This window comes from Citrobacter sp. Cpo126 (assembly GCF_030332445.1).
GTDB lineage: Bacteria > Pseudomonadota > Gammaproteobacteria > Enterobacterales > Enterobacteriaceae > Citrobacter > Citrobacter portucalensis.
This window is the reverse complement of sequence record NZ_JAOWHT010000026.1, coordinates 1-21,092: the sequence shown is the minus strand read 5'-3', so window position 1 is coordinate 21,092 and position 21,092 is coordinate 1. Positions and strand designations below refer to the sequence as shown.

17 protein-coding genes are annotated in these 21,092 nt (G+C 53.6%); 11 read left to right on the top strand and 6 right to left on the bottom strand.

What is annotated here, in order from left to right; translation table 11 throughout:
- Positions 1–44: 44 nt before the first annotated feature.
- Together OGY17_RS04250 and OGY17_RS04245 are read left to right on the top strand one after the other, a co-directional pair.
- The gene (locus OGY17_RS04250) at positions 45–821 is read left to right on the top strand and encodes an MBL fold metallo-hydrolase (protein WP_234096087.1); all 777 of its coding nucleotides are present in this window, start codon (positions 45–47) and stop codon (positions 819–821) included.
- An 18-nt stretch (positions 822–839) separates the two neighbouring features.
- Positions 840–1,790 (top strand): GlxA family transcriptional regulator, encoded by a 951-nt coding sequence (locus OGY17_RS04245; RefSeq protein ID WP_286606473.1) that lies wholly within the window; start codon positions 840–842, stop codon positions 1,788–1,790.
- Here OGY17_RS04245 and OGY17_RS04240 read toward each other — a convergent pair.
- Positions 1,787–2,446 (bottom strand): class I SAM-dependent DNA methyltransferase, encoded by a 660-nt coding sequence (locus OGY17_RS04240; protein ID WP_502872488.1) that lies wholly within the window; start codon positions 2,444–2,446, stop codon positions 1,787–1,789. The two genes, OGY17_RS04245 and OGY17_RS04240, sit on opposite strands and share 4 nt — an antisense overlap.
- A 114-nt stretch (positions 2,447–2,560) precedes the next feature.
- On the opposite strand from OGY17_RS04240, the gene OGY17_RS04235 reads away from it, so the two are divergent.
- The 3 genes from OGY17_RS04235 to OGY17_RS04225 all read left to right on the top strand — a co-directional run bounded on the left by OGY17_RS04235 (position 2,561) and on the right by OGY17_RS04225 (position 8,153).
- Positions 2,561–3,643: a LacI family DNA-binding transcriptional regulator gene (locus OGY17_RS04235; RefSeq protein ID WP_286606471.1), complete on the top strand. Its 1,083-nt coding sequence runs from the start codon at positions 2,561–2,563 to the stop codon at positions 3,641–3,643.
- Between the two features lie 121 nt (positions 3,644–3,764).
- Entirely contained in the window at positions 3,765–6,848 is a 3,084-nt protein-coding gene (locus OGY17_RS04230) for a beta-galactosidase (RefSeq protein ID WP_286606469.1), read from the top strand.
- A 51-nt stretch (positions 6,849–6,899) separates the two neighbouring features.
- Positions 6,900–8,153: an MFS transporter gene (locus tag OGY17_RS04225; protein WP_032942480.1), complete on the top strand. Its 1,254-nt coding sequence runs from the start codon at positions 6,900–6,902 to the stop codon at positions 8,151–8,153.
- 94 nt (positions 8,154–8,247) lie between these two features.
- On the opposite strand, the gene prpE is transcribed toward OGY17_RS04225, so the two are convergent.
- The 4 genes from prpE to prpB all read right to left on the bottom strand — a co-directional run bounded on the left by prpE (position 8,248) and on the right by prpB (position 13,798).
- Positions 8,248–10,134, bottom strand: a complete 1,887-nt coding sequence (gene prpE, locus OGY17_RS04220) for a propionate--CoA ligase (RefSeq protein WP_286606466.1) — start codon at positions 10,132–10,134, stop codon at positions 8,248–8,250.
- 40 nt (positions 10,135–10,174) lie between these two features.
- Positions 10,175–11,626 (bottom strand): bifunctional 2-methylcitrate dehydratase/aconitate hydratase, encoded by a 1,452-nt coding sequence (locus OGY17_RS04215; protein WP_048214832.1) that lies wholly within the window; start codon positions 11,624–11,626, stop codon positions 10,175–10,177.
- A 40-nt stretch (positions 11,627–11,666) separates the two neighbouring features.
- The gene (gene prpC, locus OGY17_RS04210; RefSeq protein WP_032942476.1) at positions 11,667–12,836 is read right to left on the bottom strand and encodes a bifunctional 2-methylcitrate synthase/citrate synthase; all 1,170 of its coding nucleotides are present in this window, start codon (positions 12,834–12,836) and stop codon (positions 11,667–11,669) included.
- Between the two features lie 80 nt (positions 12,837–12,916).
- Positions 12,917–13,798 (bottom strand): methylisocitrate lyase, encoded by an 882-nt coding sequence (gene prpB / locus OGY17_RS04205; RefSeq protein WP_003830903.1) that lies wholly within the window; start codon positions 13,796–13,798, stop codon positions 12,917–12,919.
- A 253-nt stretch (positions 13,799–14,051) separates the two neighbouring features.
- Between prpB and prpR the strand changes: the two genes are divergently transcribed.
- A complete protein-coding gene (gene prpR / locus OGY17_RS04200; RefSeq protein WP_057067073.1) occupies positions 14,052–15,662 on the top strand; it encodes a propionate catabolism operon regulatory protein PrpR in 1,611 nt (536 codons plus the stop codon).
- Positions 15,663–15,694: 32 nt separating this feature from the next.
- Here the strand turns inward: prpR and yahO are convergent, their stop codons facing one another.
- Complete coding sequence (gene yahO / locus OGY17_RS04195) at positions 15,695–15,970, bottom strand: DUF1471 family periplasmic protein YahO (RefSeq protein WP_032942474.1); 276 nt, start codon at positions 15,968–15,970, stop codon at positions 15,695–15,697.
- Between the two features lie 325 nt (positions 15,971–16,295).
- Between yahO and OGY17_RS04190 the strand changes: the two genes are divergently transcribed.
- The 5 genes from OGY17_RS04190 to OGY17_RS04170 form a co-directional block, all read left to right on the top strand.
- Positions 16,296–16,928, top strand: coding sequence for a LysE family transporter (locus OGY17_RS04190; protein WP_008783857.1), 633 nt, complete (start codon positions 16,296–16,298; stop codon positions 16,926–16,928).
- A 79-nt stretch (positions 16,929–17,007) separates the two neighbouring features.
- Positions 17,008–18,396: a diguanylate cyclase gene (locus OGY17_RS04185; protein ID WP_174770653.1), complete on the top strand. Its 1,389-nt coding sequence runs from the start codon at positions 17,008–17,010 to the stop codon at positions 18,394–18,396.
- Positions 18,397–18,615: 219 nt separating this feature from the next.
- Positions 18,616–19,710: a 4Fe-4S binding protein gene (locus OGY17_RS04180; RefSeq protein ID WP_286606462.1), complete on the top strand. Its 1,095-nt coding sequence runs from the start codon at positions 18,616–18,618 to the stop codon at positions 19,708–19,710.
- Positions 19,711–19,893: 183 nt separating this feature from the next.
- Positions 19,894–20,403 (top strand): hypothetical protein, encoded by a 510-nt coding sequence (locus OGY17_RS04175; RefSeq protein ID WP_239497872.1) that lies wholly within the window; start codon positions 19,894–19,896, stop codon positions 20,401–20,403.
- Positions 20,404–20,637: 234 nt separating this feature from the next.
- A partial coding sequence (locus tag OGY17_RS04170) for an IS110 family transposase (protein ID WP_267445968.1) occupies positions 20,638–21,092 on the top strand: 455 nt, incomplete at its 3' end.

Genomic DNA, 21,092 nt, shown 5'->3' with positions numbered 1-21,092 from the left:
CACTCTACGATGACACCACTGACCCAACACGTGGAGCAAACACCATGAACATCACGCAAATCCGTAACGCTACGCAGCACATCACTTTTGGTGGCAAAACCTTTCTGATCGACCCTATGCTGGCGGCAAAAGGCACTTATCCGGGCTTTGCCGGTACGGCACGCGCCGAGATCCGCAACCCGACCGTTGATCTGCCTGTCGATATCGACACCCTGCTCAACGTTGATGCGCTGATCGTGACCCATCTGCATGAAGACCACTGGGATGAAGCCGCGGCTCGTGTCGTGCCGAAAGACAAACCGATTTATGTGCAAAACGATCGCGATGCGCAGGTACTGCGGGAACAAGGTTTCACGCAACTGACCGTACTGACGCAAAACACTGCGCTTGGTGATATCACCCTGCGTAAAACCGCCGGCCAGCACGGTTCGGATCGCGCTTACGCCATCCCACAAATGGCTGAGCGTCTGGGTGATGCCTGCGGAGTTATCTTCCAGCATCCGGCGGAAAAAACGCTGTATCTGGTCGGGGACACCATCTGGCGCGACGAGGTGGAAACCAACATGCGGACTTTCCAGCCAGGCGTGGTCATTCTGAACGCAGGCTTTGCTCACGTTATCGGGTTTGGCCCAATTATCATGGGCGCGGAAGATGTGCTAAAAACCCACTTCACGCTGCCCGAAACACAAATTGTGGCGACCCACATGGAGGCGATTAACCACTGTCTGCTGACCCGCGCGGCCTTGAAAGAGTACGCCTGCGACAACCAGATTGCGCAATTCGTTAACGTGCCGGAAGATGGCGAAACCCTGACGTTTTAAACTCCACAGAGGACTCGTATGCAACCGCTTAACGTCGCCATTGTTGCCGTGGAAGATTTCAGCCCGTTTCACTTCTCGGTGCCGTGTATTATTTTCAGTGACAAAGTGACGGCGAAAAAGCGTTTTGAGGTGCAACTGTGTGCAGAACAGTCGGGTATCGTTTCCTCGCAGGATGGCTTCTCCATTAACGCAGCCTACGGCTATGAAGCGGTGGAGGCCGCCGACATCGTGGTGATCCCCTGGTGGGGTACCACGGCACATCGGCCACCACAAAGCCTGCTTGATGCGCTCAATCGTGCGCGACAAAACGGCGCGCAGATTGTTGGGTTATGCCTGGGTGCGTTTGTCCTCGGCTACGCCGGTCTGCTGGATGGCAAACGGGCGGCTACGCACTGGGAGTTCGAGCAGGATTTTCAGGCCCGCTTTCCGGCAGCTCATCTGGATATCAACGCGCTGTACGTGGATGACGACGGTATTATTACCTCGGCAGGCACCGCCGCTGCGCTGGATTGCTGCCTGTACGTCATCCGCCAGCGTTTTGGCAGCACGGTGGCGAATCAGATTGCCCGACGGATGATTGTGCCGCCACATCGCGAGGGCGGCCAGGCACAGTTTATCGAGCAACCGGTGGCGAAAAATACCAAAGATCAGCGCATCAACGTCCTGCTCGACTATTTGCGCCAGCATCTCCATGAACCGCATAATCTTGACGAGCTGGCGCAACGGGTGATGATGAGCCGTCGCACCCTCACCCGTCATTTTATGAAGGCCACAGGGTCAAGCGTGGCCGAATGGTTGATTGCCGAGCGCCTGCGCCGTAGCCAGACGTTGCTGGAGTCCAGCCAGTTACCCGTTGAACGCATCGCAGAACAGGTTGGTTTTCAGTCGCCCGTCACCTGGCGCCAGCATTTTAAATCCCACTTTGGCGTTAGCCCGGCTGAATGGCGTAAAACCTTTCGCGGCGATTAGCCTCTTTTTTGCGCCAGCCAGATGGTGTGCCCGGTGCAGTGCGGATCTTCCATCACCATCTCGACCACCGCAAAACCGTGTGCTGACAGCAGTGCGCGGTATTCATCCGGTGCGAGGCTGGCGTGAAACAGCGGCTCACCTTCAAATTGCCCCATCGCGATGCCGTTGTCCGTACCGCTGGTAAACATCAGCGCGCTGCCGGGATGGCTGAGGCGGTCAAAAATCGGGAACATCTTTTGCTGGTCCTGCTGAGTTAAATGGAAAAAGCTGTCCCAGGCGATCAGACCATCGAAAGTCTCATTGAGTGCCAACTCGCGCATATCCTGTTCCAGCCAGCGCTGTGCGGGAAAAGTGTTTCGGGCCCGCGCCAGCATCGCCGGGGAACCATCAACGCCGGTAAGCTGAAAACCTTGCTGGATAAAATAACCGGCGATCGGCTGACCGTTGCCGCAGCCAATATCCACAATGCTGCCCTGCCCGCCCATCACGGAAATAAATTTATCGAGCCAGCTTTTCTCGAACAAGGTGCGCGAGCGCTGGCTGGCAAAAGCATCCGCATGGCGTCGGTAGATGGACAGAATATTTTTTGCCGCAGAATCGCTCACAATATCCTCACTTTTTTCTTCTGTTAGGTATAACGGCGATAAATCCTTCATCACGCTATCCTCAAACCCTGGAATGCGCCTCGCAGAACTCATGCGCAAATACCCCAAAACCGTCCCGCTGTGGCATCATAGCGCACAGATAACGTCATGACAGGGGTGATAAACGTGAAACCGGTAACGCTATACGATGTGGCAGACCATGCAGGTGTCTCTTACCAGACCGTCTCTCGCGTCGTGAACCAGGCCAGCCACGTTTCCGCAAAAACCCGACAGAAAGTTGAGGCCGCGATGGCGGAACTCAATTACATTCCTAACCGCGTTGCACAGCAGCTGGCTGGCAAACAGACGCCACTGATTGGCGTTGTGACGGCAAACCTAGCTCTGCACGCCCCCTCACAAATCGTTGCTGCCATAAAATCCCGCGCCGACCAGTCCGGTGCCAGCGTGGTGATCGCCATGGTCGAGCGCAGCGGCGTTGAGTCCTGTAAAGCCGCGGTCCACAATCTGCTTTCTCAACGCGTAACCGGGCTTATCATCAACTATCCGCTGGATGAAGAAGATGCCATTGCCGTGGCCGCTGCCTGCGGTACGGTGCCGGTGCTGTTTCTCGATGTCTCTGACCTGACGCCAATTAACAGCGTGATTTTCTCTCATGACGACGGCGCGCGCCTTGGCGTTGAACATCTGGTGCAGCACGGACATCAACGGATCGCCCTGCTGAGCGGGCCGCACACTTCCGTTTCGGCAAGGCTTCGGCATGCGGGCTGGCACAAGTATCTGGCACATTACCAGCTACAACCCGTTGTGGAGCTGGAAGGCGACTGGAGCGCGATGTCTGGTTTTCAGCAAACGATGCACATGCTGAATAACGGTAACCTCCCTACCGCCATGCTGGTCGCTAACGATCAAATGGCGCTGGGCGCGATGCGGGCAATCAGCGAGTTCGGTCTGCGGGTTGCAGAGGATATATCGGTAATTGGCTACGATGACACCGAAGACAGCGCCTGTTACATCCCACCGCTGACCACCATCAGGCAGGATTTTCCGTTGCTGGGTGAAACCAGCGTCGACAGGCTATTGCAACTCCCCCGTGGCGGCTCCAGCGTGGGTAACCAACTGCTTCCCGTCACCCTGGTCAAGCGCAAAACGGTTCTGCCTCCCGATACGCAAACCACCACTCCCCAGGCGCTGGCTGATTCACTGATCCAGCTGGCGCGGCAAGTTTCTCAGCTCACCCCCAAATTGTGAACGCATAACAATTGTGTGAGTCAGTTCACTTATTGAACGCCCTATCCTTTACAGCAAGGAGCGCTTGTTCGTATTTTGATTGAAATTGTGAGCGAGTAACAAATTCAAACAGGATACCGTTATGAACCTGAACACAGATTCACTCTCCGCTGTTCTGGCCCGCCGCGACTGGGAAAATCCCGGCGTCACGCAGCTCAACCGGCTGGAAGCACATCCGCCGTTCTGTAGCTGGCGCTCAGCGGATGATGCACGTACCAATCAGCGTTCGAGTCAGTTACGCTCGCTGAATGGCCAGTGGCAATTTGCCTGGTTTGCCGCGCCGGAGGCTGTCCCAGAAAGCTGGCTGACAAGCGATCTGCCACAGGCAGACATCATCAACGTCCCCTCTAACTGGCAGATGGCCGGTTATGATGCGCCAATTTATACCAACGTCACCTACCCAATCCCGGTGAATCCCCCGTACGTTCCGGCACAGAACCCGACAGGATGTTACTCGCTCACATTTAATGTTGAAGACGCGTGGTTAGAGGAAGGCCAGACGCGCATTATTTTTGACGGCGTCAATTCCGCGTTTCATCTGTGGTGCAACGGTCGCTGGGTCGGCTACGGTCAGGATAGCCGTCTGCCGTCTGAGTTTGATCTTAGCGATTATCTGCTGCGCGGCGAAAACCGTCTGGCTGTGATGGTGCTGCGCTGGAGCGACGGCAGCTATCTGGAAGACCAGGACATGTGGCGCATGAGCGGTATTTTTCGCGATGTCTCCCTGCTGCATAAGCCCACTACGCAAATCCGCGACCTGCGCATTAATACCCGTTTTAATGACGACTTCAGCCGCGCCACGCTGGAAGCGGAAGTCAGAGTGGGTGGCAACGAGAGCGAAGATTTACGCGTCACCCTGCAATTGTGGGAAGGTGAAACGCTCACCCGCGAAACGACCTCACCGCTCGGCAGTGAGATCATTGATGAGCGCGGCGCTTATCATGACCGGGTGACTCTGCGTCTGAACGTCGAAAAACCGGCGCTATGGAGTGCCGAAACGCCCAATCTGTACCGCGCCGTTGTGCAGTTACACACCGCAGGCGGAGTACTGATTGAAGCGGAAGCCTGTGACGTTGGTTTTCGTCAGGTTTGTATCGAAAACGGCCTGTTGCTGTTAAACGGCAAGCCGCTGTTGATTCGCGGTACCAACCGCCATGAGCACCATCCGGTCAACGGCCAGGTGATAGATGAGGCGACGATGGTGCAAGACATCATCCTGATGAAGCAGAATAACTTCAACGCCGTGCGCTGTTCCCATTACCCGAACCATCCGCTGTGGTACACCCTGTGCGATCGTTACGGCCTGTATGTGGTCGACGAAGCCAACATTGAAACCCACGGCATGGTGCCGATGAATCGCCTCACCGACGATCCCGCATGGTTGCCTGCCATGAGCCAGCGCGTCACGCGCATGGTGCAGCGCGATCGCAACCACCCGAGCATTATTATCTGGTCACTGGGCAATGAATCCGGCCATGGCGTCAATCACGACGCGCTCTACCGCTGGATAAAATCAGAAGACCCGTCACGTCCGGTGCAGTACGAGGGCGGTGGAGCTGATACTGCCGCCACCGACATTATTTGCCCGATGTACGCCCGCGTCGATCAGGATCAGCCCTTCCCCGCAGTACCCAAATGGTCGATTAAAAAGTGGCTGTCGATGCCCGGCGAACAGCGTCCGCTGATCCTTTGTGAATACGCCCACGCTATGGGCAACAGCTTTGGCGGCTTCGCCAAATACTGGCAAGCGTTCCGTCAGTATCCGCGCCTGCAGGGCGGATTTGTCTGGGACTGGGTGGATCAGTCGCTGACCAAATATGATGAGAACGGCAAAGCATGGTCAGCCTACGGTGGCGATTTTGGCGACACGCCTAACGATCGTCAGTTTTGCATGAACGGGCTGGTGTTCGCCGATCGCACTCCACATCCGGCGTTATATGAGGCCAAGCATGAACAGCAGTTTTTCCAGTTCACGTTACTGCCGGGCGCTGAACGCCAGATTGAAGTGACCAGCGAATATCTGTTCCGCCGCAGCGATAACGAAGTTCTGCACTGGTCGATTGCCCTTGACGGCAACCCGCTGGCCGCCGGAGAAATCGTTCTGGATATCGCCCCACAGGGCCGCCAGGTGATTACCCTGCCGAACGTTCCGATGCCGGACACCGCAGGCGAACTGTGGTTGACGGTGCGCGTAGAGCAGCCTCAGGCAACCGCATGGTCAGAAGCCGGGCATATCAGCGCCTGGCAACAGTGGAAGCTGGAAGAGAAGCTCAGCCTGGTACGTCCATCACACGCCAGCAGCGCACCACATCTGGATGTTAGTGAGAGCAATTTTACCGTGCTGGCCAACAACACACGCTGGCAATTCGATCGTCAGTCCGGCCTGCTAACACAATACTGGATTAGCGATGAAGCCCAGTTGGTAAGCCCGCTTATTGACCAGTTCACCCGCGCGCCGCTGGACAACGACATCGGCGTGAGCGAGTCAACCCGCATCGACCCTAACGCCTGGGTTGAACGCTGGAAGGCCGCCGGTCACTATCAGGCTGAAGCAACGTTACTGCACTGTGCTGCCGATACGCTGAGCAGCGCGGTACTGATCGCCACCGAACATGCGTGGCAGTATCAGGGCGAAACGCTGTTCATCAGCCGAAAAAGCTACCGTATTGACGGCAATGGTGAAATGCAGGTAACGGTGGATGTCGACGTTGCCAGCAGTACGCCACATCCGGCCCGCATCGGCCTGAGCTGCCAGCTGGCGCAGGTTGCGGAGCGAGTGAACTGGTTAGGTCTCGGCCCGCATGAGAACTACCCGGACCGTCTGGGCGCCGCCTGTTTCGATCGCTGGGATCTGTCGCTTGATGAGATGTACACCCCGTATGTTTTCCCGAGCGAAAACGGTCTGCGCTGCGGTACGCGCGAACTGTACTACGGTGCGCACCAGTGGCGCGGAGACTTCCTGTTCAACATCAGCCGCTTTAGCCAGCAGCAACTGATGGAAACCAGCCACCGCCATCTGCTGCAACCTGAGGCGGGCACCTGGCTCAATATTGATGGCTTCCATATGGGCGTCGGCGGCGATGATTCGTGGAGTCCTTCCGTGTCGCCGGAATTCCAGCTGAGCGCCGGACGCTACCACTTCCAGTTCGTCTGGGGCCAAAAATAATAATATAAGCAGGGCAGGTTGATACCTGCCCGCATTTATAGGAAGTCTGTTATGTATTATTTAAAAAACACTAACTTTTGGATGTTCGGCTTTTTCTTCTTCTTTTACTTTTTTATTATGGGTGCGTATTTCCCCTTCTTCCCTATCTGGTTACACGATGTAAACCATATCAGCAAAGGCGATACCGGCATCATCTTCGCCTGTATCTCACTGTTTTCCTTGTTGTTCCAGCCAATTTTCGGGCTACTGTCCGATAAGCTTGGCCTGCGTAAACATCTGCTGTGGGTAATTACCGGCATGCTGGTAATGTTTGCCCCGTTCTTTATTTACGTATTTGGCCCATTATTGCAGGTTAATATTTTACTGGGTTCAATTGTCGGCGGGATTTACCTTGGATTTATTTACAATGCCGGTGCCCCAGCGATTGAAGCCTATATTGAAAAAGCCAGCCGCAGAAGCAACTTTGAATTTGGTCGCGCGCGCATGTTTGGCTGCGTGGGCTGGGCGCTGTGCGCCTCGATTGCCGGAATTATGTTCACCATCAATAACCAATTCGTCTTCTGGTTAGGTTCTGGCTGTGCGGTCATTCTGGCATTGCTGCTGTTATTTTCAAAAACAGATGCCCCCTCTTCTGCAAAAGTCGCGGATGCGGTAGGCGCCAATAACTCGGCATTCAGCCTGAAGCTGGCGCTGGAGTTATTTAAACAGCCGAAACTTTGGTTCCTCTCCCTGTATGTGGTCGGCGTTTCCTGTACTTACGATGTGTTTGACCAGCAGTTTGCCAACTTCTTTACCTCATTCTTTGCCACCGGTGAACAGGGTACCCGCGTGTTTGGCTACGTCACGACGATGGGAGAATTACTCAACGCCTCGATCATGTTCTTTGCACCGCTGATAGTGAACCGAATCGGCGGAAAGAACGCCCTGCTGCTGGCCGGCACGATTATGTCGGTAAGGATTATTGGCTCGTCATTCGCCACCACTGCACTGGAGGTCGTTATTCTCAAAACGCTGCATATGTTTGAGATACCGTTCCTGATCGTCGGCTGCTTCAAGTACATCACCAGCCAGTTCGAAGTACGTTTCTCGGCCACGATTTATCTGGTGTGTTTCTGTTTCTTCAAACAGTTAGCCATGATTTTCATGTCAGTTCTGGCCGGGAAAATGTATGAGAGTATTGGTTTCCAGGGAGCTTATCTGGTGCTGGGGATTATTGCGCTGAGCTTCACGCTGATTTCCGTATTTACCCTTAGCGGTCCGGGACCGTTTTCCCTGCGGCGTCGTCGCGAAAGCGTCGCGCAGTAAAAGCCTCTTTGCCGGATGCACCACTCATGTGGTTAATCCGGCCTACGATACTAAAAGGCCCGGTAAGCATTGCGCCACCGGGCATCACACGATGTTACTCTTCGATCGCCTGACGGATTTGCTGCAGCGACGCCGGATCGTCAATGGTCGTCAGATCGCCGGGATCGCGGCCTTCACAGATCGCCTGGATCGTCCGTCTGAGCATTTTGCCAGAGCGCGTTTTCGGCAACTGCGATACAAACCAGACGTGCGCCGGGCGGCCAAAATTACCAATCTGACTGTCCACCAGCGCCATAATCGCCTTCTCTTCCGAATGTGCGATGTCGCGATCTTCAAGGCTGTCGCTCTGTTTCGGAATGACAAACGCGACCGCTACCTGCCCCTTCAGCGCGTCCTTCACGCCGACCACAGCCACTTCGGCAACGTTCGGATAGCTGGAAATACTCTCCTCTATCTCACGCGTCCCCAACCGATGCCCGGCCACGTTGATGACATCATCCGTACGGCCAAGGATGAAGTAATAGCCGTCCGCATCGCGAATACCCCAGTCAAAGGTGGCGTACACCTGACGAGAAAACAGCGACCAGTAGGTATTCACAAACCGCGCGTCATCACCCCAGATAGTCTGGATACAGCCCGGCGGCAGCGGCCCTTCAATCACCAGCATGCCCTTTTCATTCGCTTCGCAGGGCTCACCGGTTACCTCATTGAGCAACTGCACGTTATAGCCGTACATCGGCACGCCTGGGCTACCCAGCCGCGACGGGCGGTCGTCCAGCCCGCGGGCGATCGCCATAATCGGCCAACCGGATTCAGTCTGCCAGTAGTTGTCGATAACCGGGACGCCCAGCGTTTCCGTTACCCAACTGGCGGTCGGTTCATCCAGCGGCTCACCCGCCAGATACAGCACCTCCAGCGAGGAGAGATCGTGATTGCGGATTTGCGCGGTCGGGAATTTCTTCAGCACGCGGATGGCGGTTGGGGCGGAGAACATCCGGCTGACCTGATACTTCTCAACAATTTTCCACCAAACGCCACAGTCTGGATACGTTGGCAGCCCTTCGTACACCACCGTCGCCATCCCCGCCAGCAGTGGGGCATACACGATATACGAATGCCCAACCACCCAGCCGATGTCCGACGCGCAGAAGAACACACCGCCCGCTTTACCGCCGAAAATGGTGTCCATTGAAGTCGCCAGCGCGACCGCGTAGCCACCAACGTCACGCTGGACGCCCTTCGGTTTACCGGTTGTCCCGGAGGTATAGAGAATGCAGGAGGTTTCATTCGATTCCAGCCACGTCACCGGCACCCGCGCGCCAAGATGCTGTTGGCGCAGCGCGGCAAAGTCGAGGTCTCGCCCCTCTACCCGCGCCATTTTCGCCAGACCGCGATCGACCAATACCACATGACGCGGCTGGTGCTGCGCCTGACTGATTGCATCATCGAGCAGCTTTTTATACGGCAGGATCTTGCCCCCGCGCGCGCCGGCATCCGCCGAAACGATAATCACCGGTTGGGCGTCGTCGATGCGTGCCGCCACGCTGTGCGAGGCAAAGCCACCGAACACCACCGAATGGATCACCCCAATGCGCGCGCAGGCCAGCAGCGTAATGTGCGCCTCGGCGATCATCGGCATATAAACCAGTACCCGATCGCCACGCTGTACGCCCAGCGACAGCAACATTGCCGCCGCCACGTTCACTTCGTCGTACAGCTGACGAAAGGTAAACGTGCGTTCTTCTTCAGTTTCTGAAGAAACGGCAATCAGCGCCAGCGCGTCAGGCTGTTTCTCCACCCAGCGGTCGATGGCGTTATGACACAAATTGGTCTTGCCGCCGCAAAACCAGCGGGCAAACGGCGGGTTGCTGTGATCCAGCACCTGCGTATACGGCTGCTGCCAGTCAATACGCTGGGCCTGTTCGGCCCAAAACGACTCCGGCTGCGTAATAGAACGTTGATAAAACTCGCTATAAGACATAATGCTCTCCTGTTGAACTTACGCCTTGCCGCACGCAGGTTTAGATTACATAAAGGTCCATATACTCATTGACCGGCATCTGCTCCAGGCGGGCTCTGTCCAGGGAGACATCCAGGATGCGCTGCTGCTGACGGGTCGGGAACTGACGCGCCAGGTTAATTTTGAACTTCTCGACCAGCTTCGGCATACCGTCGTTACGACGGCGCGCGTGGCCAATTGGGTATTCCACTACCACTTCTTCAAAGCGTGAGCCGTCGGTGAATTCAAGCGTGATGGCATTCGCGATGGCGCGTTTTTCAGGGTCGTGGTAATCGGCAGTAAAGGCCGGATCTTCGAAGCAGTTAATCTTTTCACGCAGTGCATCAATGCGTTTATCCTGCGCCACGCCGTCTTCGTAATCTGCCGCCGTTAAGCGTCCGAACAGCAGCGGGATAGCCACCATGTACTGGATGCAGTGGTCACGATCCGCCGGGTTATTCAACGGGCCTTTTTTATCGATGATGCGGATACAGGCTTCGTGTGTACGAATGGTCACTTTTTCGATATCGGCAGCGGTCTTACCTGCAGCCTGTAACTGCTCGTACAGCGTCATCGCCGCTTCTACCGCGGTCTGCGAGTGGAACTCTGCCGGGAAGGAAATTTTAAACAACACGTTTTCCATCACGTACGAACCGTACGGTCGCTGGAAGCGGAAAGATTCGCCTTTGAAAGAGACATCATAGAAGCCCCAGGTTTTCGCCGTCAGTGCAGATGGATATCCCATTTCACCGGTTTTCGCCATCAGCGCCAGACGCACAGCACGTGAGGTGGCATCGCCAGCCGCCCAGGATTTACGCGTGCCGGTATTCGGCGCATGACGATAGGTACGCAGCGACTGACCGTCGACCCACGCCAGCGAGACGGCGTTGAGAATTTCATCCCGGTTAAGGCCGAGCATCTCGGCAACCACCGCCGTGGAAGCGACTTTTACCAGCAGGACGTGATCCAGACCGACGCGGTTGAAGGAGTTTTCCAGCGCGATACAGCCCTGAATTTCATGGGCTTTAATCATTCCGGTTAACACTTTTTTCATGGTTAACGGCGCTTTACCCACCGCCACCGCATTGCGCGACAGCCAGTCAGCCGTCGCCAGAATACCGCCGAGGTTATCGGAAGGATGACCCCATTCTGCGGCCAGCCACGTGTCGTTAAAGTCCAGCCAGCGGATCATCGCACCGATGTTAAACGCCGCCTGCACCGGATCGAGCTGGAACTGGGTACCCGGTACGCGCACACCGTTCGGGACGACGGTACCCGGTACAACCGGCCCCAGCAGTTTTTTACAGGCCGGATATTCCAGCGCTTCCAGGCCACAGCCAAGGGTATCAAGCAGGCAATAATGCGCGGTGTCATACGCCACCTTCGAGGTGATCTCGTAGTTCATGACATAATCAACGATATCAACGATTTCACGGTCAAATTCAGGGCGGACGTTCGAAATATGTGCAGACATAGGGTACATTTCCTGTTTTTTTATCTTTAGAGGTTTTGCATTAGCAACGTTTTTCAATCGGGACAAATTCGCGATCTTCCGGGCCGGTATAGTTGGCGGAAGGACGGATAATTTTGTTGTCCTGGCGCTGTTCGATGATGTGCGCCGCCCAGCCGGTGACGCGGGCGATAACGAACAGCGGTGTGAACATTTCAGTGGGGACGCCCATCATGTTGTAAGAGACTGCCGAGAACCAGTCGAGGTTAGGGAACATCTTTTTCGTTTCCCACATCACCTCTTCCAGACGGTCGGCAATGTTGTACATTTTCAGCGAACCGCCCTCCTGAGAAAGCTGTTTCGCCACTCGCTTGATCACCTGATGGCGCGGGTCGGCGATGGTGTAAACCGGGTGACCAAAGCCAATCACCACTTCTTTGTTTTCAACGCGTTTACGGATATCCGCTTCGGCTTCATCCGGCGTTTCGTAGCGCTGCTGAATTTCCAGCGACACTTCATTCGCGCCGCCGTGTTTCGGCCCACGCAGTGCGCCAATCGCACCGATAATCGCGGAGTACATATCAGAGCCAGTTCCCGCAATCACACGCCCCGTGAAGGTGGAAGCGTTAAACTCGTGCTCGGCGTACAGCACCAGCGAAATGTGCATCGCCTTTTCCCAGCTTTGTGATGGCTTTTCACCATGCAGCAAATGCAGGAAGTGACCGCCAATAGAATCATCATCGGTCTCCGGCTGAATACGCTCGCCGTTATGGCTGTAGTGATACCAGTACAGGAGGATAGAACTGAGCGATGCCAGCAGTTTGTCGGCAATATCGCGTGCGCCGGAGACGGTATGTCCTTCTTTTTCCGGCAGCGTACAACCCAGCGCGGAAACACCAGTGCGCATCACGTCCATCGGATGCGAGGCGGCAGGCAGCGCTTCCAGTACGGTACGCACGTTAGCGGGCAATCCGCGCAGCGCTTTCAGTTTGCTTTTATAGGCGGTGAGCTCATCGCGGGTGGGTAATTTCCCGTGAATCAGCAGATGCGCAACTTCTTCAAATTCGCACTGTTGTGCCAGGTCAAGAATATCGTAGCCACGATAGTGCAGATCGTTACCGCTTTTACCCACGGTACATAAGGCAGTATTTCCGGCAGCGACGCCTGACAGCGCAACCGATTTTTTAGGTTTAATGACATGGGTACTATTTTGCAGGATCGTTGTGTCGCTCATGTTGTCCTCGTCATTATTGTAATATGTAGGGTACTAATTTATTGCCGGATGGCGGCTACGCCTTATCCGGCCTACGACGGTTACTTTTTTGTGTACAACGCGTCGAGTTTCTCTTCGAACTGGTAGTAATTGATGCTTTCATACAGCTCGTTGCGCGTCTGCATAATGTCGATAACGTTCTTTTGCGTACCTTCCTGACGCAGCACGTTGTAAACCTTCTCCGCCGCGCGGTTCATGGCGCGGAAAGCTGACAGCGGGTATAGCGCCATCGCAACGTTCGCGCTGCGCAGTTCATCGGTGGTAAACAGCGGTGTGGCGCCAAATTCAGTAATGTTGGCGAGAATTGGTACCTGTACCGCATCGGCAAACTGGCGGTACATCGCAAGTTCGGTAATGGCTTCCGGGAACAGCATGTCAGCGCCCGCTTCGACATACGCCTGGGCACGATCGATGGCAGCCTCTAGCCCTTCCACCGCCAGCGCATCGGTCCGCGCCATAATCACAAAGTTGGGATCGGTGCGCGCATCAACGGCTGCGCGGATCCTGTCGACCATCTCTTCTTTCGAGACGATCGCCTTGTTCGGGCGATGACCGCAGCGCTTGGCGCCGATCTGATCTTCAATATGCAGCGCAGCAGCACCCGCTTTGGAAATCGACTTGACGGTACGCGCCACGTTGAATGCAGACGATCCAAAACCAATATCCGCATCCACCAGCAATGGCAGCGGGCAAACATCCGTAATGCGACGAATATCAGTCAGCACATCATCAAGGGTAGAAATGCCGAGATCCGGCAGACCCAGCGACCCCGCAGCGACACCGCCGCCGGAGAGATAAATCGCTTGATACCCGGCACGTTGAGCCAGCAGAGCGTGGTTGGCGTTGATGGTGCCAACGATTTGTAATGGGTTTTCTTTAGTGAGCGCAGCGCGAAACGCCAGCCCTGGGGAGTGTAGAGACATATCCCGTCCTCTTGTTATCAACTTGTTATCGTTCGTTGATATTTCTAAAGCAAGGGGTATGCCAGGGAGCTTATTTTCTCTTCGATTTAATTTTTTATCTTTTAAAACAACAGATTAAATCCAATGTTTCTATTTTTGTTGCACAAAAGCGTGTCAGCTATCGTTTCATGAAACGTTCCTTCACGTTTCATTGCAACATTTATGAAACACAACTAAACCCTACTACTCGGTTCCTTAATTTTTGGGGTTAGTTATGGCAGATACGCATCTACCGCCGCGAGTGAACGACGACAAACCGGTTATCTGGACAGTCTCGGTCACCCGCCTGTTTGAACTGTTTCGCGACATCAGTCTGGAGTTCGACCACCTGGCGACCATCACCCCCATTCAGCTTGGTTTCGAAAAAGCGGTGGCCTATATCCGTAAGAAGCTGGCTACCGAGCGTTGCGATGCCATCATTGCGGCGGGCTCCAACGGCGCATATCTGAAAAGCCGTTTGTCTATTCCGGTGATCCTGATTAAACCCAGCGGATTCGACGTGCTACAGGCACTGGCAAAAGCGGGAAAACTCACCTCGTCAATTGGCATCATTACCTATCAGGAACCCCTCCCGGCGCTTCTCGCGTTTCAAAAAACTTTCAATTTGCAGCTTGAACAGCGTAGCTATATCACCGAGGAAGATGCTCGTGGGCAAATCAACGAGCTGAAGGCTGGCGGTACACAAGCGGTAGTTGGTGCGGGGTTGATTACCGATCTGGCAGAAGAAGCAGGCATGACCGGCATCTTTATCTATTCGGCGGCCACCGTGCGCCAGGCCTTTGTCGATGCGTTGGATATGACCCGCCTGACATTACGCAGAAACGGTCAGTACGCCTCTGGCGATACGTTGCGCACTCGCTACGCGCTCGGAGATATGCGCGGTCACTCTGCGCAGATGGAACAGGTACGGCACACCATTATGCTGTACGCCCGTTCGCGTGCGCCGGTCCTCATTCAGGGCGAAACAGGAACGGGTAAAGAGCTGGCCGCACAGGCCATTCACCGTGAGTTTTTCACCCGTCAGGAGAATCGGCGCGGTAAACCCTCACCGCCGTTTGTTGCCGTCAACTGCGGGGCAATCACCGAGTCATTGCTGGAAGCGGAGCTGTTCGGCTATGAGGATGGCGCCTTTACCGGCTCTCGCCGAGGGGGACGCGCGGGCCTGTTTGAAATCGCTCACGGCGGAACCCTGTTTCTTGACGAGATAGGCGAGATGCCGCTGCCGTTACAAACCCGACTGCTGCGTGTGCTGGAAGAAAAAGAGGTTACCCGGGTCGGTGGACATCAGCCGATTCCGGTCGATGTCCGGGTGATTAGCGCCACGCACTGTAATCTGGAACAGGAGATGAAGCAGGGGGAATTTCGTACCGATCTGTTTTATCGGTTGAGCATTTTACGCCTCAAGCTGCCGCCGCTGCGCGAACGGTTGCCCGATATCCTGCCACTGGCGGAAGGCTTTTTAAAACAGTCGCTGGCGGAACTGGACGTGCCGTTTTCTGAGCCTGTTCGCAAGGGGCTGGGGTTAAGTCAGCCGACGTTGCTTAATTATGGCTGGCCGGGGAATATCCGCGAACTGCGTAATATGATGGAACGTCTGGCACTGTTTTTAAGCGTCGAACCGCAGCCAGAGCTGAACGTAGATTTTTTACAGCAGCTGTTACCGGAACTGGCCATTGTTGCAGACTCACCGCAAGCATCGTCATTGCTGACGCCGCAACAGGTGTTGGCACAATTTGATGGTGACAAAACTGCCGCCGCGCGGTATCTCGGAATTAGCAGAACCACGTTCTGGCGCAGGCTAAAAGAAAAACCGCCGGTACAATGACCGGCGGGTATCGTGTCTTTTACAGTAGCGCGTTATTTTTTCTTGTAAATATTCGCTGTGCCATGGATTTTGTTATCCGTTTGGCCGGAGGTTAATACCACCACGTCAGCACCTTTCTCTTCAGCTTTCTTCAGAAGGTCTTCTTTAGCATCCGAAGTAGAGACTTCATTACTCGTTGAAATATCACCGATTTTTGTATACTGAGACTCAACCTTTTCAAACTCAACCTTCGTCATAAATTCCGCGGCGTACGCGTTGGTCACAACAAAAGCTAACGCACCAATAAGTACTTTAATTCCAGTTTTCATATAAAAGCTCCAGATTTTGTTATATATGCCATCATCGACCCCTGAACATTCGACATGCGAGTCAAGGATGATTAATAAGTAGTTCAGCCTGGCAAAAAGATCCAGAGCAGGCGGAAATATAAAGAGATTTTGCGAATCGTTGATAACAGAAAACCTGTGCCGTCGCGTTATCTGACGCGCCAGGTTTGCACAAAATAATCTATGAAGTCATTTGCAAATCTCAGCGCGTTTCACTGCGCAGTGTGAGTGAATACGCAGAATGATGAACACACTAAAATTATAGTGTTAGCTGTCACTTAAGCGCTTACTAATGGAAATGTTGTCTATGGAACCTCTGCACGCCGTCGTTCTTACCATCAGCCTCTTTGTTTTAACCTTTTTTAACCCCGGCGCAAACCTGTTTGTGGTAGTACAAACTAGCCTGGCATCCGGACGACGCGCAGGTGTGATGACCGGTCTGGGTGTTGCCTTAGGTGATGCGTTTTACTCCGGCCTTGGGCTCTTTGGTATGGCAACGCTAATCACCCAGTGTGAAGAGATATTTTCATTGATTAAGATTGTCGGCGGCGCCTATCTGCTGTGGTTTGCCTGGAACAGCATCCGCCATCAGGCCACGCCGCAAATGCCCACGCTACAGCAGCCGCTTTCCGCCCCCTGGTATGTGTTTTTCCGCCGTGGATTACTAACAGATTTATCAAACCCGCAAACCGTGCTGTTTTTTATTAGTATCTTCTCGGTCACCTTAAGCGCAGACACACCTACGTGGGCCAGACTGATGGCTTGGGCAGGCATTGTGTTGTCTTCCGTTATCTGGCGTATATTTCTCAGCCAGGCATTTTCTTTGCCTGCCGTGCGACGGGCGTATGGTCGTATCCAACGTGTTGCCAGCCGGGTGATTGGCGCAATAATAGGTGTTTTCGCGCTAAGACTTATTTATGAAGGTATTAGCCATCGATAAGAGAGTTTAACTTGACCATCGTGAGGTAATTGTCCGTAATACCGCCTGAATTTTTAATCGCAGGTTGAGTGGCAGTGAGATGGAACAGGTTGAACCGGTAAACGACACATTACTCCTTACAGAATGGCAGGCGCTGATACGACAAACATCGCCTGAAGTTCACACGCTCCTCACATCGTTAAGCGATGAAGAGATCCGCCATTTAGTGACCGTTTTTTATGACTATATGCTCTCCCATGCCCAGAGCGCATTGTTCCTTAATACAGAACAGGTCAGTACCCGCCTCAGTGGTAGTATGTTTGACTGGTTACGCAGCGTGCTCGGCAGCGCGCACGAAGATCTACCGCAGCTGCTGGCCAAACAACGCAAAATTGGCGTGGTGCATGCCCGTATCGGTCTGCCCATCGATCTGGTAAACCGCGGCGCGCGTAAGCTCAAGGATGAGCTGTATCGGGTATTGAAAACCAAAGCTGACGACTCGTCTTCCCTGTTGAGCAATGCTATCTGTTTCAGCAGTCTGGCAATGGATACTGCACTGGAGGCCATGACCGTCTCCTATTCCCCAAGCCATCAAAACTCGCTGCATACTCAGGAGCAGTATCGCCTGCAGACCATTTACGATGACGTTAACGTCGAGCGTGAGCGGCAAATCCGTTCGTTTACTGACTGGGAAAACCAGTTTATCTATAACATTGCCACCGGAATGCCTTTCGGTGAAATGGTGTTTCTGGCGAACTCTGATTTTGGTATGTGGTTCTCACATAAGGGAAAACATATTCTTGGCAATAGCAATCTGTTGAAAGAAATGGAGTCGCTGATAGCAGAGATCGACACCCGTCTGACGACCACCCTGTCACCTCAGCATCAGCCGACAGAACCCGAGCGAATGAGCTTATTACAGGATGTTCGCCAGCTGTCGGCAAAAATCCATTTCCTGCTCGCTTCAATGTTTGAGGCGCTGGTTAAGCAGGAAAATGGTAAAGATTCGCTGACCCAGTTGCTTAATCGCCGCTTTATTCCGACCATCATGCGGCGTGAGATTTCGTTAGCGTTACATGCGCGGAAGCCTTTTAGCCTGGCGATGCTGGATATCGACTACTTCAAGCAAATTAACGATAACTTCGGGCATAATACCGGCGATCTGACGCTCAAAAATGTCGCAGCGGTCATTTATGATCATATCCGTAGCAGCGATTACGTGTTCCGCTACGGTGGTGAAGAATTTATGATCCTGCTCGTCGAGTCAGATGAATCGCAGGCCAGTATTATTCTGGAAACGCTGCGTATGAAAATTGCCGGGATGCGCATGGCAGCCTCTGCGACAGAAACGTTTTCTATTACCGTCAGTATCGGTATTGCCGAATATGATTATCATCCCGACTACAAACAGCTGGTTGATAAAGCCGATCGCGCACTTTATCAGGCAAAAAGTAATGGTCGCGACCGCGTTGAGGTTTATCAGGAATAACCATTGCCCTGCAGAGAAATAAATACCCCGTTCAGGGTATTTATCTGACTTGCGATAAATATCGAGCTGTTATTTTTATTCAGGCATATTGGCATGATGAAAATAACAGCCACGTAATAAGATGCAAATCAAATACACCAAATCTGAATAGCGCTAGCATATCCCGGTGATGACGCCTTCTGAATGCAGAAGGGGAAATATGAGGGATAGTATAAAACCATGAACGGGAAGAAAAGAACGCGCTGGCAGCGCCGTCCAGGCACGATCGGAGGCAAACTGCCGTGGAATGACTGGCGCAACGCCAGCAGCTGGCGAAAAGCCACCCAGTTTCTCCTGCTGGCTATTAATATTTATATTGGCGTAACGTTCTATTACTGGGTCCGCTATTTCGAAACCGCCGGCACCAGCGTCTATATTCCAAGGCCTGGTGGTATTGAGGGATGGCTACCAATCGCGGGTTTGATGAATATCCGCTATACGCTGGAGACTGGTTTTCTTCCGCCTATCCATGCCGCCTCCATGCTGCTGTTAGTTGCGTTTATCCTGATTAGTTTGTTGTTAAAAAAAGCCTTCTGTTCGTGGTTATGCCCGGTGGGCACGCTGTCCGAACTGCTCGGCAATCTGGGGAAAAAAGTATTTGGTCGCAACTTCACGCTGCCGCGCTGGCTGGATATCCCGCTGCTCAGTCTGAAGTATTTGCTGCTGAGTTTCTTTTTGTATATCGCCCTGTCGATGCCTGCACAGGGGATTCAGTATTTTCTAATGTCGGCCTATGGCATGATTATCGACGTGAAGATGCTCGATTTCTTTCGCCATATTGGCTCCGCTACGCTCATCTTTGTTGTCGTTATCAGTGTCCTGAGCCTGTTTATTCGCAATGCCTGGTGCCGCTATCTGTGCCCTTATGGTGCGCTGCTCGGTCTGTTCTCGCTGCTCTCGCCGTTTAAAATCCGCCGTAACGCAGACAGTTGCATCGACTGCGGAAAATGCGCGAAAAACTGCCCGTCGCATATCCCGGTCGACAAACTGATTCAGGTGCGTACCGTGGAATGCACTGGCTGCATGACCTGCGTTGAATCCTGCCCGGTGGCCTCAACGCTGAGTTTCTCACTGCAAACACCGCCGGGGGCGCAAGACAACGGTAAACCGTTATGGCGACAGAAGACGCTATCAGGTGTTGCCATGACGCTACTGGTGCTTGGCATTCTGTTTGCCACCATTGGTTATGCCGTTTATGCCAATGTCTGGGATACACCAGTGCCTGATCATATGTATTTCCAGCTGATCCCGAAGGCAAAGATGATCGGCCATTAATTTTTTTATCAGTATGTTCAAAACCCTGCCAATTCTGGCAGGGTTTCCCGCCTGTCCTGCCATTTTAAGACAATTGAACTTGTGCCATCGCGCTCTCGTTTATACAACCTTAAATATCATCTGTAATAATTTTTCTATTTTGTTATGGGCGACTGGGATCAAAATAATGAACGGGATAACATCATGACTAAAATAAAACTGGCACTGCTATTACCTCTGTTTCTGGCAGGTTGTACGATGAATGACGGGGAATTAAGAAACGCTTACGCTCAGCATTATCAGCAACCTACCGCTTATGTAGATGCTTATAAACAGAAAATAGCCAGTATGGATATTCATGCGCTGGCCCAATATGCCGCCGCAGAAGATAAGAAAAAAATGCGTGGGCAGCCAAGACTGAAAATCGACGAATTCATTACCATTGAGAACGTGCAGGCGAAAGGAAATCGGGTGGTCTACGATTACTCACTGTCCGAAAGCTGGCTGGCGCTGTCCGCAGATAAACAGCGCGAGAAGCAGACCAATATGAATAAAGACCTGATCTACCGTACCTGCTCGCTGGAAACGGTACGTCTGGCGCAGGCAAAAGGGCTGGAAGAAGAGCATAACTATTACAGCCAGTACCCAGACAAAGTCGCCTTTACGCTGAGAACCAGCGCGCAGATTTGTATGCAGAACGGTTTTACACAATAACCTCAATCCACTATGCCTGATGCGCTGCGCTTATCCGGCCTTGTATTATCCTCTCTGTGCAGAGAGGGCCGGCCAGTTCTCCCTGCCATGCCGTCCGCATGCCGTATCCGGCCTTAGGTTAACAACCTGTATTGTAGATTTATGCAGCGGACTGCCGTTCTCCACAAGTGACAAACCGGACAGTATCATGGACCGGTTTTCCCGGTAATCCGCATTCACAAGGTTGGTCTCACTATGGAACAGGAACTTCATTTTATCGGTATTGACGTCTCTAAAGCCAAGCTGGATGTCGATGTGCTGCGTCCCGATGGCCGTCACCGCAGTAAAAAATTTGCGAACACCCTGAAGGGCCACAATGAACTCCTCCACTGGCTCAACAGCCATAACGTGGCGCCGGCGCATATCTGTATGGAAGCCACCAGTACGTATATGGAAGACGTGGCCGCCCATCTCAGTGATGCCGGATTCACCGTCTCCATCATCAATCCTGCCCTCGGCAAAGCCTTCGCACAGAGCGAGGGGCTGCGCAGCAAAACCGATGCCGTTGATGCCCGCATGCTGGCAGAGTTTTGCCGTCAGAAGCGCCCGGCAGTCTGGGAAGCTCCGCATCCGGTTGAACGGGCGTTACGGGCACTGGTGCTGCGCCATCAGTCACTGACGGATATGCGTACGCAGGAACTGAATCGCCT